Below are 16,342 nucleotides of genomic sequence, written 5' to 3' on the forward strand. Positions count from 1 at the left end.
GGCGTCACCGTTGTCGGCCTTGATAATGCCAAATGGCATGATGTCGATATCGCGCTGAACTTCTTTATCTTCCCAACGACGACCAATCAAACGCTTAATAGCGAACAAGGTGTTCTTAGGGTTAGTGACCGCCTGACGCTTGGCTGGCTGACCAACCAAGGTTTCACCATCTTTAGTGAAGGCGATGATGGAGGGGGTAGTACGATCCCCTTCCGCATTTTCAATTACACGAGGTTTGTCACCATCTAACACGGCAACACAAGAGTTGGTTGTACCCAAGTCAATACCAATGATTCTGCCCATGACGTTACTCCGAAAATTCGTTTAAAAACTTATGCTTTCTTTGTGGGGTTTGGCTCGATTGTTTTCAACAAGCGGGCGAAAAAAAATCCCCAAATAAAATGTGTTTATTCGTAGATAATTACGCTTGTACGTCCACGCCACCTTCAGGTGCACGAGACACCATGACCATAGCCGGACGTAACAAGCGACCATTAATTTCATAACCTTTCTGCATGACCGCTATAACTGAATTAGGCTCAAGCTCGGCGCTTTCCTGCATGCCCATGGCTTGATGCAATTCCGGGTTGAACGGCTGTCCTTGCGGATCAATTACCGTCATGCCGAATTTTTCAATGGTCGCAATAAAGGACTTGTGGGTAATGGCGACCCCTTCAACCAGTGACTTAACCGCATCATTGGAGGCATCAGCAACTTGCAGCGCGCGCTCCAGATTATCAATAACGGTTAACAGTTCACCGGCAAATCGCTCAAGCGCAAACTTTCTGGCTTTGTCCACTTCAGCCTCAGCGCGCTTACGGGCATTTTCCATGTCCGCTCTGGCTCGCAGTGCAGAATCTTTCTGCTCTGCCAGATTCGATTCTGCTTGTGCCAGGGCATTTTCCAATTCAACAATGCGCTGTTGCTCAGGAGTTTGTTCTGACTGAACTTGCTCTTGAATAACCTCTTCTTGCGCCTGCTGTTCTTGTTGTGGCTGCTGCTCGGTGCTCATTCGCCTCTCCGTAATACCTAAAAGAATGCCAAAAACGATTGGGTAAATGGGGGTGGCAGGTTGTGATTCAAGGGGTAATTCAACATTTCCATGCAAATTATCCGGTTATGCACTTTAAACAGCGACTTTTTGCTGGCTAACCCTTATTATTTTCAAGTAGATAGCATCCCATTTTAGAACTTCCAAGCATGCACCAACATTTCGACTGTGTCGGCCTTATCGGCAAACCCCACCATCAGGGCACGAGTGAGACCCTCCAAGCCCTCTATGCGTATTTGCGCAGCAAAGGCAAACGTGTACTAGTGGAAGAACGTGTTGCCAGCGAATTGAATGTGCAAACACCGGAAGTGATGGACTTGGTTGCTATTGGCGAGCATGCCGATTTAGCTATAGTTGTGGGTGGCGATGGCAATATGCTGGGTGCGGCACGCGTATTATCGCGCTTTAATATCGGGGTGGTCGGTGTTAACCGCGGTAATCTGGGTTTTTTGACCGATATTCACCCCGATGACATCACCACAGAATTAGATGGCATATTTGCCGGAGACTATGCCACCGAGCAACGCTTTTTACTGGAAGTGGAAGTATTCCGTCATGGGCAGCTAAAAAGCAGCAATGCCGCCGTGAATGAAGCCGTGCTCCACCACGGCAAAGTGGCGCATATGATGGAATTTGAGGTGCATATTGATGAACAGTTCGTATTCAGTCAGCGTTCTGACGGTTTAATTGTGGCAACTCCTACAGGGTCAACCGCCTACTCTCTGTCAGGTGGCGGCCCTATTATGACGCCCAATCTGGATGCGCTGTCCTTGGTTCCTATGTTTCCTCATACTCTTAGCAGCCGTCCCATTGTAGTGGATGCAAACAGTGTGGTACGCCTGGTGGTTTCCCACGACAACAGCGAAGCATTGCAAGTCAGTTGTGATGGCCACGTAGTACTCAGTGTATTGCCAGGGGACGAAATTCAACTGCGTAAAAACCCCTATACGCTGCGTTTAATCCACCCTAAAAGTTATAACTATTTTAACGTTCTACGTACCAAACTCGGTTGGGGAAGTAAGCTCTATTAGGCCGAGAGATGGTATGCGGAATATTTTTCCTTCACCATCTGGACAAGCCAAAATTACTGTATATAGTTACAGCAAACTGTATGGATAAACAGGTGACTATATGCTGCTTCAACTCTCTATACGCAACTTTGCTATTGTCCAGTCGCTGGATATAGAACTACAAAGCGGAATGACCGCCATTACAGGCGAAACCGGTGCAGGTAAATCTATTGCCATTGATGCATTAAGTCTGTGTCTCGGCGATCGAGCAGAAGCCAGCATGGTAAGAAAAGGCGCCGATAAAGCTGAAATTACCGCCTGTTTTGGCTTGCACAATCTCCCCTTAGCGCAGCAATGGCTTGCCACGCAAGAGCTACAAGAAGATGAGCCAGAATGCGTAATTCGCCGGGTCATCTCTGCGGAAGGCCGCTCCAAGGCTTATATCAATGGCGCACCAGTTTCCTTACAGCAGCTCAAGAATCTGGGGCAATATCTGGTAAGTATTCATGGCCAACATGCCCACCAGCAATTGCTAAAGGCAGACGTGCAAAGAGAATTGCTGGATAGTTATGCCAACCACCCTAACTTGCAGCAAGAGCTGACCAAGCGTTACCAACTATTGCTGGATACCCGCAAACAATATCAGCAATTGCAGGATAATCAGCAGCATCGGGAAGCTCGGCGACAGCTGTTGGAATACCAGGTTCAGGAACTGGACGAATTTGCCATTGAAGATGGTGAGTTTGAACAGCTCGAAATCGAGCACAAGCGTTTAAGCCATAGCCAATCTCTGCTGGAGCAATCTCAGCTTAGCTTCCATCAGCTCTATGATGCTGACGATATTAATGCCTTATCTATTATCCAACACGCTATCGACAGGTTGTCAGAACTACAAGCTCACGATGCCAGTCTGACACCTATTATTGAGTTGCTTTCTGAAGCCAATATCCAGGTGGATGAAGCGTCCCAACAACTTCGCGACTATATAGATGACCTGGAAGTTGATCCTTTCAGAATGCAGCAAGTAGAAGCACGTTTTTCAAGAGCCATGGAACTGGCCAGAAAACACCAGGTTATGCCAGAAGGATTGTATGAATATCATCAGTCACTGGCGCAGGAATTCTCACAATTACAGCAAGATGACAATCAATTAGAGGCATTAGCGGCTACCCTGGAGCAACTTAGGCAGGATTACCTTCAAGCAGCAGAAACCTTAAGCCAATCACGACAAAAAGCGGCGACAAAGCTTGCTGATAAAGTACAGCGGGAAATCCGCCAAATGAACATGAGTCAGGCGTGTTTTTCCATTCAAGTACGCTTTGACTCGCAGTTAGCGATCAGTCGTCACGGGCAGGATGTCATAGAGTTTATGGTTGCCACAAACCCCGGGCAGCCAGCAGATGCCCTGGAAAAAGTCGCCTCCGGTGGGGAGTTATCCCGTATTGGGCTGGCGGTGCAGGTTATTGCCAGCACTAACCATAAAGTGCCCACCATGATATTCGACGAAGTAGATACGGGCATTAGCGGACCAACAGCATCGGTAGTGGGCCAGCTACTCAGAAAACTGGGCAAGGATGCACAAGTGATGTGTGTGACTCATCTACCTCAGGTAGCCGCTTGTGCTCATCATCAAATGTTGGTGACAAAATTTAGTGATGGCAAAACCACTGAAACACACATGATTCCACTAGAGCAGCAGCAACGTATAGAGGAGCTGGCAAGGCTATTGGCAGGTGATAAGCTAACCGACACCGCGTTGGCTAATGCCAGGGAACTTTTGGGTCTGTAGTTTTTCCAATGCATTGAAAATTTGCTGATGATCCCCATTTATCAACCAGTGAATTATCAGTTTAGTGCGTGGAGGAGCCTGGAACAGGTTGATGCTGTTTCGGGCGCTTCTTTATCCGGTATTTCAGTGTAAGACTGAGCATAAAACCGACTAACTTTGATGTATGGAATTGGACAGCTACAAGCCAACTACGTTAGGATGCAGCCTTCCTCAGAGAACCAGAACAACATGAAGTACAAAAAACTCGCCATCAGCCTTATAGTGTTGGCCAGCCTGCAGGCTTGCAGTAGTTGGATTTACCGTATTGATATTCCTCAGGGTAACTACCTGGATCAAAAAGACGTAGATAAGCTGCGTATTCAGATGACCAAAGAACAGGTAATTTACATTCTTGGTCAACCTGTGGTGAATGATCCCTTCAATCAGGATAAATGGTACTACGTCTATACAATGAAACGTGGCATGAGTGATGAACATATTCGCAAAGAGCTCATCATCTATTTTGATGCGGGTAAGATAAGTAAAGTTGAAGGCGACTTTGACTTACCTGAGACGTTTAATACGCCCCTAGATCAATGATCATCAATAGCACATCTTCCCGCCAATGTTGGCAGGAAGATGTGTTGCTATTCAGCTAATAACGCTATTCCAGCTTTTGCCACATTTCATATTCTTTCACTCCATCGACTATGCCTTTGTGGTGCCAGTACGTAACGATACGTCCATACTCTTCCTTGTCTTTGATTGTGAGCGCAACACTAAACGCATCGTATGAGAACTTATTCTTGTCCAGAGCGAAGCGAATTAACCCTCCCACCTGTTACTTTATCTGCCCTGCCCTCGTCTTTAGCCTTCTCTGCCCGGCGGCGTCTGGCATCTTTGGGATCTGCGATTAATGGACGGTAAATGGCGATTCTATCGCCATCCTTTGGTTCGTCAGTGAGCTTACAAGTCCGGTACCATATGCCAACCTTAGCTTCATCCAGATTGATATCAGGAAAGCGCTTTAGTATTCCAGAAGCCTTAATAGCTTCATCAACTGTGCATCCTCTCTCTACTATCACTTCCAGTAGGGCTTGCTTATCAGGCAATGCGTAGGTTACTTCCAGACGAATCTGCTTTTCAGTCACGGTAAACCTCCTTGGCGCGTTCGGTAAATGCAGCCACCATATTACTCGCAATAGCCGAAAAAGCTTTGCCAAAAGCCATTTCTGCAAGTTTGCTGGAAAACTCAAACTCCAGGTTAAGTTCAATCTTGCAGGCTTGCTCAGACAGAGGGATAAAACGCCATCCTCCGCGCAAATGCGTAAATGGACCGTCCACAAGTTGCATCTGTATAAACTCGCCACGTTTTAGGTGATTCTGGGTAGTAAACCATTGCTTCAGCCCGCCTTTGCTAACAAGCAACGAGGCTTTCATAAAGTCACTATCTGCTTCTAAGATGCGGGTATCAGCACAACCGGGTAGGAAACGGGGATAAGCATTCACATCATTAACCAGATCAAACATGGATTCGGCACTGTAACCAACCAGTGCACTACGATTCACGTTTGGCATCGATTCTCCTCTGTCTACCTTTTCTCAGGTATGCCAATGTCTGCAAAGAAATATTTTATGCGCTGTCGCAGACAAAAAAATTCGTTGCAGTATAATACGCGCCCATGAAAAAGAAGAACACCAAATCAAATCAAAGCAGCACCATAGCGCTGAACAGAAAAGCCAGGCATGAATACTTCCTTGAAGACAAATTCGAGGCAGGTGTTTCCTTGCAGGGCTGGGAAGTTAAGAGTATCCGTGCCGGTAAGGCTAATCTCTCCGACGCTTACGTGATTATTCAGAACGGAGAGGCCTTTCTGCTGGGCTGTAAAATCCAGCCCTTGAAGGAAGCGTCCTCCCACGTAATTTGTGACCCGGATCGCAGCCGTAAGTTACTGCTGAATAAGCGCGAATTAAATCGTCTGTTGGGTGCCAGGGAACAAAAAGGTTATTCCATAGTGGCGACCGCCATGTACTGGAAGAAATGCTGGGTAAAAGTTGAGATTTATCTGGCGAAGGGTAAACAAAGTCAGGATAAGCGCGACAGCATTAAGGACAGAGACTGGGCGCGTCAGAAAGAACGCCTGATGAAACACAAAAGCTGATTAGCAATCAATCACTTGCGATAAGTTGAGAGACAAACATGATTTGCTTGTGCTATGATGTCAGCACTTGTCCTTAAAGGGCAATACGCTTTTCGGGGCTGATTTTGGATTCGACAGGATTCTGGACGCCCGAGGTGCATGCAGAGGTTGTGGCTGGCCTCTTAAAAAAGCCACTTTAAAGTAGTCGCAAACGACGAAAACTACGCTCTAGCCGCTTAATAACCGGTTTAGAGCCCTTCCACTCTGGCCTCGTCCATGGGTAGAGGTTCGGAAGGTCATCATCATGGACTAGCGAGGGAAACTTCCTGAGGTTGAACCGCGAAATAGTATCAGGACAGCTACAAGGAACCCTGTCTGCCGGGGTCCAACGTAGTTAAATAAAAGACAGACTAAGCATGTAGTACCAACGGTTGACGCTTTCTGGACGCGGGTTCAAGTCCCGCCAGCTCCACCAATAACAAACCCTGCACCGAAAGGTGCGGGGTTTTTTATTGAATAGAGTTTTGTAACTAAGCCCCTGAAGTTTGCGGCCAGCACAGAGCCACCTAAACAGGCGGCTTTTAACTGTACAGTGAGTATCCCTTAACGTGAGCTGGATTCTTTAAAACCGGGCTGGGGCGTTAATATCAGCATTGTAGCGGCGCTTAATATTCAGGTTTGATAACTCCTCATATTGCACGCGGTTTAACTTATAAAGCGTTTCAATTGTACAACCCTGTTGCTCGAAACCGATTCTGACAATTTGATCTCCGGCCGTAACAGCTTCCTTCTCGAGCTGCAGTAGTCCGATCCGCTCGGAAAACTCAAGATCGGCGCAAGGGGCGTTTGATAATGAGGCTAGGAAGTATTTACGGTTCCTTGCCGTTAATGCAACATGCTGCTTATCTAAAATCATATAGTCAGCGAGGATGAAAGGGTCTGCCTTTTCAATACTTTTAAGTTCTTGATTGGCAATAAAGTCCTCATACAGTGTTTCACTGTTAATGTCGTTAGTTGAACGGCTATCGGTAGATGCGCATCCACTCAGCACCAGTACACAGCAACCCATTAGAATTTTGAATTTCATCATATTTCCTTTTTATTGAATAAGTTCCAGAATCTGCTTTCTACACCATATTGGATTTAGTTGCATTCAATCCATACTATGTTACTGGCAAAGCTCAATAAACAGACAAAAATGTAACTATATGTTAATTAATGACCTTAGTCTTGAAGAACGGCTCAAAGACATGATGTGCTAAGACGGCTTGTCTGTATACCTTGTCCATAAGTTCTGCTTGAAGTGTGTTAAAACTGTAATTGGTCTGGCTAAGTAGAGCAAAAACCTAGATATTTGTCAGCCGAATGAAAATGACGCTGTTTTCTTTTGCCTGGCAAGCAACACACCGGCATTCCCCATGGCACAACCACAATTAACCTATGCGAACAGGTATTAACTGGTAGAATCGGCAAAAACGCCTTGAGAAGTTTGAGTTGATGTCGATGCATCCCCTCCCTAAACAAAGACTATGGGTTTGGTTTCTGTGGCTGGCAGGCTTTTATGCGGTGTGGCTATGGCTGGTCGCAGGTAAAGGGCTATGGTCAGAGGCAGTTGCTCATTGGCCTATGGCCTTGGCCATGGCAATCGGCAGCTATGCAGCAGGCTCCACCCCTATGGGGGGCGGTACAGTTGGCTTCCCAGTATTGGTTTTACTTTTTGAGTTACCCGCCAGTTTAGGCCGGGATTTTAGTTTTGCGATTCAAAGCATCGGTATGACCAGTGCCAGTATATTTATCCTGGCCAGACGACAACCTATCGCTTGGGCTATTTTGCAAGGCGCCATGCTCGGCGCACTGGTTGGCACACCGCTAGGCATATTTTTTATCGCCCCCTACATTCCTGAGCTTTGGATCAAACTGGTGTTTGCTGTGATCTGGGCCAGCTTCGGTCTATTACATCTTTATCGTCTGGATGAAATAGCCGGCCACAGCGGTATGACAGAGTTTGACGAAAACTGGGATTTTCGTCTTGGTCTTTGGCTAGGCTTTCTCTCAGGGGCTACGGTAGCGGCCGTTACGGGGGTTGGAATAGATATGGTGGTGTATTCTGCGCTGGTATTGCTATGTCGTGCAGATTTAAAAATAGCCATCCCTACCTCGGTATTAATTATGGCCTATACCTCAGTCCTGGGTGTGGCCGTCAAATTTCTTTCCGGACAAGGGTTACAAGGCGGGGTATTTGAGAACTGGTTAGCCGCAGCTCCGGTTGTAGCATTAGGAGCCCCATTAGGGGTATTTATCGTCGCCAAAATCGGCCGCAAACCCACTTTATTAGTGGTAGCGACCTTATGTGTCGGACAGTTTATCTGGACCTTGTACGCAGAGCGCAATCTCCTCGGCATTGCCGGTATGCTGTTTGCAATTATTGCGGTACTTGCCTGCCTAGCCGGCTTTGAAAAACTGCGGCGCTGGGGTAGCGAACTTGTCGGGGAACAACCGCCTCCCCAACAATTACCGTCAGGCACTGCGGTTCTTTCTGAACTCAAGGAGCGCTGATCCCCAAATTATAGACTTGGTGCAAATAGGTATAAGTCTCCATACCCAGGTACGATTTTACGGTCTTTTTGCGCCAGATCAATTTTCATACACTGCCTCTAGTCAAGACCGTTAACTATTTTTTAACTTAGAGGCAACTACTATGAAAAAGTCAACTTTAGCTATTCTGACCACCCTGAGCACCTTAGCATTTGCACCTGCCAGCTTTGCTGACATTAACGAAGATCTGCAGAATATTTGCACCATCGTTAAAAACGATGACAAGTCAGAATTGCGTAAAAAACTGAAAAAAGTACAAGATGATTACAACCTGCGCCTTGGTGATTACTACGCAGGTATCAGTTGTGGCGGCAATAGCCTGATCCGTTATTCAATGGAAAATAATGCCGTTGAAGTCGGTGTGTTTATGATTAAGAAAATGAGCAAATCGGATCTGAGCCAGGCTGAAAAAGACGGCATGCCACTTCAGCAATGGGCTGAAAGTAATGGTCACTTGGCTTCAGACATCGGCAAAGAGCTGTTAGACCGAATCAGCTAATTGAGTTCCCATAAAAAATCCCGCTTAACGCGGGATTTTTTATGGCTTAACCTAAAGTAATGGCTGGCATTACTGACTACATTGCCACTAATCAAGGTCAGCTAATGGCCAAATAGCAATATAGTCTTCCAATTCATCCACCGACATTCCGTCATCGGAGATGGTCTTTCCTCTGACAGACATGCCCGCCTTGTGCATTGCCGTTTTCTTGCCTTTGTTAAGGAGCGGATGCCAGGAAGGTAATCCCCTCCCTTCATACAGGCGCCGATAACTGCAACTCGGCGGCATAAAGAAAATATCCTGCAGATTGTCTTTTGTCAGTTTTACACAATCTGGCACCAGTTCAGAACGCTTTGCATACTGAGTGCATTCACAGCTTTTGGTATTGAGCAAGTGGCAGGCAACCCGGGTGTAATGCAACTGCTCGCCAGGATGCAACTCGTCGGTAGAACCGCCGTCGCCTTCATCATCATCAATAATTTTGTGCAAACAACACTTAGCACAACCATCACAAATGGCTTCCCATTCTGTATCAGTCATGTCTTCAAGCGACTTCTGTTGCCAAAAGTTAGGGGTTAACAATCCGCCACCACTTGCGCATTCACCTTAAAGTAATCAATTAGCTCGGCATTGAGCTCATCGCCAGCGGATAAAGGCCCCACCCCTTTGGGCGTACCCGTCAGCACCACATCGCCAGGTAACAGGGTAAAGTGCTGGGAAATTTCACTAATCAAATCCGCAATGCGATGAATCATAAGCGCTGCATCGCCACGCTGACGCTCCACACCATTGACAGATAATCTGAATTCGAGAGCCTGTGGATCGCTAATTTCCGACGCTGCAACAAATCCAGTCAAAGGGCAACTTCCATCAAAGGCTTTAGCCCGTTCCCAAGGTTGCCCCTTGGCCTTCATTTTGTCCTGTACTTCTCTCAGTGTCAGGTCCAACCCCAAGCCATAGCCCCATACGGCCGCCATGGCTTGCTCGGGAGAAACCTTACGTACAGTGCTCGCCATCAGTACGGCAATTTCCAGCTCATTGTGGCAAGCTCCGAGTTCAGTGGGAATGGTAATTTCACCCTCAAAAGGAACCAGCGCCGAGCTCGGCTTAATAAATAGCAGCGCTTGTTCCGGCACTTCATTGTTCAACTCGTGGATATGATCCAGATAATTCCTGCCAACACAAACTGCTTTACCTACCGGTAGGTCGATAGGCTTACCTCTATTGTCCTGGTGCTGATACATGACTATCTCTTAGCTCCGCTTTAATCCGATCCGATAAATACCCCACCGCACTGCCAAAATAGGTTGAACGGTTCCAATTCATCAATGTATGGAAATTTTCATAAACCAGATAAATTCGGCCTTTTGCGTCATCAGGCATAATAAGACTGGCTTTCAACTCACGGCTTGGTAAGTCATTGCCATCATAGCGACGCACGCCTAATTCTTGCCACTCACTCAAGGTTCGCATTTTACTTTTGTCTAAGCCACTGAGTTTGGTATCGAAACCTTCGGGAATCTTAACCTGTCGCCCCCAGGTCTGAGAGTCATCCCAGCCAACGGTCTTAAGGTAGTTGGCAATAGAAGCAAATACGTCTGCCTGATTGCCCCAAATATCTTTCTTACCATCACCATCAAAATCATAGGCATAGGCTAAAAAGGAGGTTGGCATAAACTGACTTTGTCCCATAGCACCAGCCCAGGAACCAACAAACTTCTCTTGCTCAATATGGCCTTCACTAAGAATCTTGAGTGCGGCAAAGAGCTGCTTTTTAAACATGGCTTCACGACGCCCTTCATACGCCAGCGTGGTTAGCGCGGAAACAACGGGAAACTTGCCCTGAATTCGACCGAAATTACTTTCATTACCCCACAGGGCAATAATAAAGCGCGGCTGAACACCAAACTTTTTGCCAACGGCTTCCAACACTTCTTTATTTTCATTGTACTTATCAACGGCTTGTTTCACTTTCCAATCAGGCACGCGGGTAGACAAATACTTATCTAAAGTCAGTTTAAATTCCGGTTGATTTTTGTCTGAGCTGACGGCTCGCTCATAAAACTCTACATTGGCAAAAGCCTGTTCAACAAACTCAGTACTAAACCCCTGCTCTACCGCTTCCTGCTTAAGTGTTGTCACATATTGATTAAAATCCGGCTTGGCAACAGCACTCAGGCTGCATAACGCAAGCGCTGCGACAGATAAACGTCTAAGCATCATCTTGCTCCTTTGACTGATGAATTTGACGACGATGTTCATCCAGCAAATTTTCTTTGGGAGGGGGTAACTGCAAATAAAAGCCAGTATCCATCAAAGCTTGGCAAACTTTTCCGGCGTCACTAATCGCCAGTTTGGTGGTTGGTGTAATGGACATAACCATGACGAGGGAGGGCGCACCAAAATGCTCCATCAAAGCTTGCGGGACATCAGAAAAATCGTCTCGATTGCGAACAAAAAGATAAGTTTCGTCTTTTCTACTACTACGATAAATGGCGCACAACATAGCGGCGACATACACTCCGGTAACGACTGTATAGGCTTGGTACTATAACTTTTACGGCTCAATAGCACCGACAATTTGGCTCAGGCCATCCTTCAACAGAGGACCTCGCCAGCCACACAGCAAATCAGGTTTCAGGCTGGTCAGTTTACCCTCTTCAAGGTCGAACCACAGCCATTTTAACAATTGATTGATCTGTTTTTTTGAACCCAACATCTCAACCGGCAATGACAAACCGCCAGCAATCTCTTCACATAGCTGTCTAATCGACTGAGACACTCGCTTATACGCGGAAAAATCAACAAGGCGTTCAATTTTGGCAGGATAATGTTCCGAGTCGATAACCTGGCAGCGTTGAATAATCGCCAATAATTCATCTCCATGACGACGCACATCCTGAGGCGGTATCCCAGGCGTAGCAAACAACGCATTCTTCTGCGAGGGCTGACGCTTAGCCAGCTCAACCAAAAACTGTTCTTTAAACACAAAGTTCAGTGCCAGATTTTTGCTTTTGGCTTTTTGCTGACGCCAACTAGCCAATTCTTTAAGCACCAGCAGCGCCTTTCCTTTCAGTTGCCAATTATTCTTGATGTTCAGATAGGCGTACTCGTCAGGTAACTCGCTTCGCTTCTTATTCGCCAACTGATTCATTTCATCATAGATCCACTGGGTGCGCCCCAGTGCATCGACCTCTTTGGCCAACTCCGGATACAGACCATGCAAATACAAAACATCGTTAGCAGCGTAGTCCAGTTGTTGTTCGCTAAGCGGGCGTGCCAGCCAGTCGGTGCGAGATTCGCCTTTGTCCAGACTCACACCTAGGCGCTGCTCCACTATCTTAGCGTATCCAAGCGAAGTTCCCAGATTTAAAAGCCCGGCGGCAAACTGCGTATCAAACAAAGGGGTTGGAATGACCTGCATGGCCGTCCAAAAGGTTTCCAAATCCTCAGAGCAGGAATGCAATACCTTGACAACCGAAGGGTTAACAAGCAGCTCCGTCAATTTGGACAAGTCCTCAACAGCCAGAGGATCGACTAATGCCAGCTGTTCACCATCATAAAGCTGAATCAAACCCAACTGCGGATAAAGAGTGCGGGTGCGAACAAATTCTGTGTCAACGGCGATAAAAGGTTTAGTCGTCGCACGCCGACAATACTCTGCCAACTGCGACGATTGGGTAATCATTTGATAACTCATCAGCGAAAAGAGGTGCCTCGGTCAAGGTAGAAAACAGGCTTACACCGCGCTGGATGGAATCAACCCTGTCCAGCGCAGATAGATCATACAACAAAAGCTACTCTTTAAGCTCTCTGCGCAAAATCTTACCAACATTAGTTTTCGGCAATTCAGTCCGAAACTCAACTTTGCGTGGCACTTTGTATGCCGTCAGGTGCTTACGGCAATGACTGATAAGCTCCTCTTCCGTCAAGTTTGGATCTTTTTTCACCACAAACAGCTTGACCATTTCACCGGTCGCTTCATTGGGAACTCCCAACGCCGCGACTTCGGCGACACCATCATGCATGGCCGCGACTTCCTCAATTTCATTAGGGAACACGTTAAAACCAGACACCAGAATCATGTCTTTCTTGCGATCAACAATGTAAAAACGCCCCATCTCATCAGCTTTGGCGATGTCTCCAGTTGCTAACCAACCGTCATTGAGTACTTCTAGGGTAGCTTCTTCCCTGTTCAGATAGCCTTTCATAACCTGTGGACCACGCACATACATTTCACCAGGCTCACCGAATCCAACTTCATTACCACTGTCATCAAGCAGTTTCACTTCTGTGGATGGAATTGGCATGCCAATTGAACCATTGTACTCATTGGTAATAGTCGGATAATTAATGCTGACTACAGGTGAACACTCAGTCAATCCGTAGCCTTCCAGTAGCACATGTCCGGTAACCTTGGCCCATTTCTCGGCGACCGGGCGCTGCACAGCCATACCGCCACCCAACGCAAACTTCAGATTGGCAAAATCTAACTCTTTGAACCCTGGCGTGTTGAGCAGACCATTAAACAAGGTGTTGACACCGGTCAAGACAGTAAAAGGATAGCGCCCAAGTTCTTTCACAAAGCCAGGCATATCCCTGGGATTGGTAATCAAAAGGTTGCGGCAACCGTACTTAACGAAGGTCAGGCAATTGGCGACCAAGGCGAAGATGTGGTAGAGCGGTAAGGCAGTCACGACCAACTCTTCTCCGTCTTTAATCACGGGTTCTAATATCACCGAAATTTGTTCTAGGTTTGCCACTAAATTACGGTGTGTCAGCATGGCGCCTTTAGATACGCCGGTAGTGCCGCCCGTATACTGTAAGAAGGCAATATCCTCGCCACTTAGCTCAGGGCGCTGATAGCTCAGGTTTGCGCCGCTGTGAATGGCCGCCATCAAACTCTGACTGCCTGGCAGTGAAAATGCCGGTACCATTTTTTTCACATGCTTAACGACAAGATTGACTATCCACTTTTTAGGCACAGACAGCATGTCACCCAACTGGGTCAAATAAACCTGCTTAACCTGCGTATCCTGAATAACTTTTTCCAATGTATGCGCAAAGTTCTCAACAATAATAATGGCTTTGGCACTGGAATCATTTAGCTGATGTTTTAACTCGCGGGCGGTGTATAGCGGGTTAACATTAACGACGGTTAAGCCAGCCCTTAGCACACCAAAAATCACCACAGGATTTTGCAACAAGTTGGGCATCATAATGGCAACTGCATCGCCTTTGCTCAGCCCTTGATGTTGCAAATAGGCAGCAAACTGCCTGGAGTACTGATCCAGCTCCCTGAAAGTCATCTCCTTGCCCATGTTGATAAAGGCAACCCGGTCAGCGTACTTCTGAACAGACTGCTCAAAAATATCCACCAATGAAGCGTAATGATCCGGATCGATTTCAGAGGGTATATTGTCAGGGTAGTGTTCTAGCCAAATCTTATCCACTTTGCCTCCTGAGGCATTCTTTTTATTTATTATATTCATCTCCGGGACGCCCCCGGAACCAATTAGCCCCAATAGTAGCCAAACCCCGGAAAAAGATAAATGATAAAAGTTGCGGCTAAAGGGACGCGACTTGCTGCCAAAAGCAGCGAATATGCTCAGCTACAGCCACAGGATTGTCCATATGAACATGATGTCCGCCCGGGCTGCTAGCCTCCACAAGCTGGGCAACCAGTCCCCGCCGCTTCAAAATATTATTACGGACTTTCTCAAACCCCTGCTCCCCCGTAACAGCCAGCACAGGACAGCTTATCGCCCCAAGAAACGCCTGAGCTTGGGGTTCAGTCAGACGCAATGATGAAATAGTCCGCAAGCGTCTGTCGGTTCGCCACATCAAGACACCGTCATTCTGAACCAAGTTTCGCTCCACCAAGGTTTGCGCTGAAGACTTACTTAAGTCTCCGGCTAACAACCTTGCAGTAACAGCCTTGGCTGTATTGGGTGGATGTCGGGCAGGCTTTTCATCAATAGCCAAACGACTTAAAACAGACTCGCGTAGTTGGTCAACACTAGACTCGGGATCCATCGCTAATGGACCAAAGGCTTCTATCATGGTCAATGACAGCACCTGCTTAGGGAACGTAGCGGCATACAAAGACGAAATTATTCCGCCGAGGGAATGGCCGAGCATATGACAGGATGACCATCCCAATACGTTCAACACTTCGTGAATATCCTGCACCCAATCCAACAAATGGTAATGTGCATCTGCACTTCGATGCTCAGAATGACCATGGCCAGCCAAGTCCAATGCAACCACATCCCATTCACACAAAGGCTCAGCTAAAGGCATAAAACTGGCGGCATTGTCCAGCCAACCATGCAGCGCTAATACTTTCGGGCCGTCAGGATTACCAAATCTCAGGGCCGATAACCGCAGATGTTTTAAGACTAGATTTATTTCCTGCACATTTTACTCCTGAGCACTGTCGAAGACCTGAGGTAAAGACGCATTCGAGCTGAATAGACACAAAAAAGCGGCAATACTTTGCCGCTTACCATGCCTGACTTTACCGCCTCACCACTCAATGAGGCAATAATTTGCCACTAACGAGAGATTTTTTTAGGCACCGACGTGGGTTTAACCGGCTGGGGACTGTCAGCACGAGAAGGTGATTTATCTCTGATAATCACCCTTTCATGATATGGCCACATATGCCAATTGTACCAGCCGTAAGGATAGGGACCATGAAAGCCGTAGCCAAGAGTTGTGACTTCTACTTCCTGAATTTCTTTCCATAGATGATAGCCACTGGCCTGTATTGCAGGAAACTGGTATTCAAACTCACCAACCTGTCCCTGTTCGATACCTGTTACCGTGCCAGTTACGGTCAAGCTTCTGCCTGGCTTGTACACCATAGGATCAAGAAAGCCATTAACTCTTACACGGAAGCGTCCAACACTCTCATCGCCAGAAGTAGGACGACCGTAGCTGCGAATGGGATAGTGAACCATCTCAATTAAGGTGGCACTTTTCTGATTTTTAATATCGGCAATTACCCCACCCCACATGACCTGTTGCCCGGTACTTTGTTCAGGATTCCCTGTCACATCCTGATAACTGAGTAATTTGGCACCCTCTGCCACCTGCAACTCTTTTGGTAATGAAGAGCATCCGGCCATTAACAATACCATGCCGGCGAGTATCAATTTTTTCATAACTACCTCTGTTCTAGTTCGGGCTTTACTTCATTATCTGTCAGTAAACTGAACAGCTACTGAACTTGCATGACAAAGGTCAACCCTGGCTGTAATTAGTTTGATGTTG

19 protein-coding genes and 1 other RNA gene are annotated in these 16,342 nt (G+C 46.9%); 7 read left to right on the forward strand and 13 right to left on the reverse strand.

The window, feature by feature from the left end; all coding sequences use genetic code 11:
- Both J0A65_RS19075 and grpE read right to left on the reverse strand, forming a co-directional pair.
- Positions 1-303, reverse strand: a 303-nt coding sequence (locus tag J0A65_RS19075) for an Hsp70 family protein (protein WP_206595933.1), incomplete at its 3' end; no start/stop codon positions are given.
- 118 nt (positions 304-421) lie between these two features.
- Positions 422-1,012 carry a nucleotide exchange factor GrpE gene (gene grpE, locus J0A65_RS19080; RefSeq protein ID WP_206595934.1) on the reverse strand — a complete coding sequence of 197 codons (591 nt, stop codon included), beginning with the start codon at positions 1,010-1,012 and terminating at the stop codon, positions 422-424.
- A 188-nt stretch (positions 1,013-1,200) separates the two neighbouring features.
- Between grpE and nadK the strand changes: the two genes are divergently transcribed.
- The 3 genes from nadK to J0A65_RS19095 all read left to right on the forward strand — a co-directional run bounded on the left by nadK (position 1,201) and on the right by J0A65_RS19095 (position 4,429).
- Complete coding sequence (gene nadK, locus J0A65_RS19085; RefSeq protein ID WP_206595935.1) at positions 1,201-2,082, forward strand: NAD(+) kinase; 882 nt, start codon at positions 1,201-1,203, stop codon at positions 2,080-2,082.
- Positions 2,083-2,182: 100 nt separating this feature from the next.
- Complete coding sequence (recN, locus tag J0A65_RS19090; RefSeq protein WP_206595936.1) at positions 2,183-3,850, forward strand: DNA repair protein RecN; 1,668 nt, start codon at positions 2,183-2,185, stop codon at positions 3,848-3,850.
- Positions 3,851-4,078: 228 nt separating this feature from the next.
- Entirely contained in the window at positions 4,079-4,429 is a 351-nt protein-coding gene (locus tag J0A65_RS19095) for an outer membrane protein assembly factor BamE (RefSeq protein ID WP_206595937.1), read from the forward strand.
- A 200-nt stretch (positions 4,430-4,629) separates the two neighbouring features.
- Here the strand turns inward: J0A65_RS19095 and J0A65_RS19100 are convergent, their stop codons facing one another.
- Both J0A65_RS19100 and J0A65_RS19105 read right to left on the reverse strand, forming a co-directional pair.
- Positions 4,630-4,980: an RnfH family protein gene (locus tag J0A65_RS19100; RefSeq protein WP_206595938.1), complete on the reverse strand. Its 351-nt coding sequence runs from the start codon at positions 4,978-4,980 to the stop codon at positions 4,630-4,632.
- A complete protein-coding gene (locus J0A65_RS19105) occupies positions 4,973-5,407 on the reverse strand; it encodes a type II toxin-antitoxin system RatA family toxin (RefSeq protein ID WP_206595939.1) in 435 nt (144 codons plus the stop codon). Before J0A65_RS19105 ends, J0A65_RS19100 begins: the two co-directional genes overlap by 8 nt.
- Before the next feature lie 104 nt (positions 5,408-5,511).
- Between J0A65_RS19105 and smpB the strand changes: the two genes are divergently transcribed.
- Both smpB and ssrA read left to right on the forward strand, forming a co-directional pair.
- A complete protein-coding gene (gene smpB, locus J0A65_RS19110; RefSeq protein ID WP_206595940.1) occupies positions 5,512-5,991 on the forward strand; it encodes an SsrA-binding protein SmpB in 480 nt (159 codons plus the stop codon).
- 94 nt (positions 5,992-6,085) lie between these two features.
- Positions 6,086-6,445, forward strand: a transfer-messenger RNA (tmRNA) gene (gene ssrA, locus J0A65_RS19115).
- 147 nt (positions 6,446-6,592) lie between these two features.
- On the opposite strand, the gene J0A65_RS19120 is transcribed toward ssrA, so the two are convergent.
- The gene (locus J0A65_RS19120) at positions 6,593-7,057 is read right to left on the reverse strand and encodes a DUF6491 family protein (protein ID WP_206595941.1); all 465 of its coding nucleotides are present in this window, start codon (positions 7,055-7,057) and stop codon (positions 6,593-6,595) included.
- 410 nt (positions 7,058-7,467) lie between these two features.
- Here J0A65_RS19120 and J0A65_RS19125 point away from each other — a divergent pair, with 410 nt between their 5' ends.
- A complete protein-coding gene (locus tag J0A65_RS19125) occupies positions 7,468-8,526 on the forward strand; it encodes a sulfite exporter TauE/SafE family protein (RefSeq protein ID WP_206595942.1) in 1,059 nt (352 codons plus the stop codon).
- Positions 8,527-8,668: 142 nt separating this feature from the next.
- Positions 8,669-9,064 carry a DUF3718 domain-containing protein gene (locus J0A65_RS19130; protein WP_206595943.1) on the forward strand — a complete coding sequence of 132 codons (396 nt, stop codon included), beginning with the start codon at positions 8,669-8,671 and terminating at the stop codon, positions 9,062-9,064.
- Positions 9,065-9,151: 87 nt separating this feature from the next.
- Here J0A65_RS19130 and J0A65_RS19135 read toward each other — a convergent pair whose 3' ends face one another.
- From J0A65_RS19135 to J0A65_RS19170, 8 genes are all read right to left on the reverse strand, one after another.
- Positions 9,152-9,646: a YcgN family cysteine cluster protein gene (locus J0A65_RS19135; protein ID WP_206595944.1), complete on the reverse strand. Its 495-nt coding sequence runs from the start codon at positions 9,644-9,646 to the stop codon at positions 9,152-9,154.
- Positions 9,640-10,308, reverse strand: coding sequence for a fumarylacetoacetate hydrolase family protein (locus J0A65_RS19140; RefSeq protein WP_206595945.1), 669 nt, complete (start codon positions 10,306-10,308; stop codon positions 9,640-9,642). The genes J0A65_RS19135 and J0A65_RS19140 overlap by 7 nt, the downstream gene beginning before the upstream one ends.
- Positions 10,286-11,287: a lytic murein transglycosylase gene (locus tag J0A65_RS19145; RefSeq protein ID WP_206595946.1), complete on the reverse strand. Its 1,002-nt coding sequence runs from the start codon at positions 11,285-11,287 to the stop codon at positions 10,286-10,288. The genes J0A65_RS19140 and J0A65_RS19145 overlap by 23 nt, the downstream gene beginning before the upstream one ends.
- Positions 11,277-11,570: a YcgL domain-containing protein gene (locus J0A65_RS19150; protein ID WP_206595947.1), complete on the reverse strand. Its 294-nt coding sequence runs from the start codon at positions 11,568-11,570 to the stop codon at positions 11,277-11,279. Before J0A65_RS19150 ends, J0A65_RS19145 begins: the two co-directional genes overlap by 11 nt.
- Positions 11,571-11,621: 51 nt before the next feature.
- A complete protein-coding gene (gene rnd, locus J0A65_RS19155; RefSeq protein WP_232850050.1) occupies positions 11,622-12,752 on the reverse strand; it encodes a ribonuclease D in 1,131 nt (376 codons plus the stop codon).
- A gap of 109 nt (positions 12,753-12,861) precedes the next feature.
- Entirely contained in the window at positions 12,862-14,517 is a 1,656-nt protein-coding gene (fadD, locus tag J0A65_RS19160) for a long-chain-fatty-acid--CoA ligase FadD (protein ID WP_206595949.1), read from the reverse strand.
- Between the two features lie 115 nt (positions 14,518-14,632).
- On the reverse strand, positions 14,633-15,484 hold the full coding sequence (locus J0A65_RS19165; RefSeq protein ID WP_206595950.1) for an alpha/beta fold hydrolase: 852 nt from the start codon (positions 15,482-15,484) through the stop codon (positions 14,633-14,635).
- Between the two features lie 137 nt (positions 15,485-15,621).
- Positions 15,622-16,233, reverse strand: coding sequence for a Slp family lipoprotein (locus tag J0A65_RS19170; RefSeq protein WP_206595951.1), 612 nt, complete (start codon positions 16,231-16,233; stop codon positions 15,622-15,624).
- Between the last annotated feature and the right edge of the window lie 109 nt (positions 16,234-16,342).

Origin of the sequence: Bowmanella yangjiangensis, from assembly GCF_017255015.1 — a bacterium.
GTDB lineage: Bacteria > Pseudomonadota > Gammaproteobacteria > Enterobacterales > Alteromonadaceae > Bowmanella > Bowmanella yangjiangensis.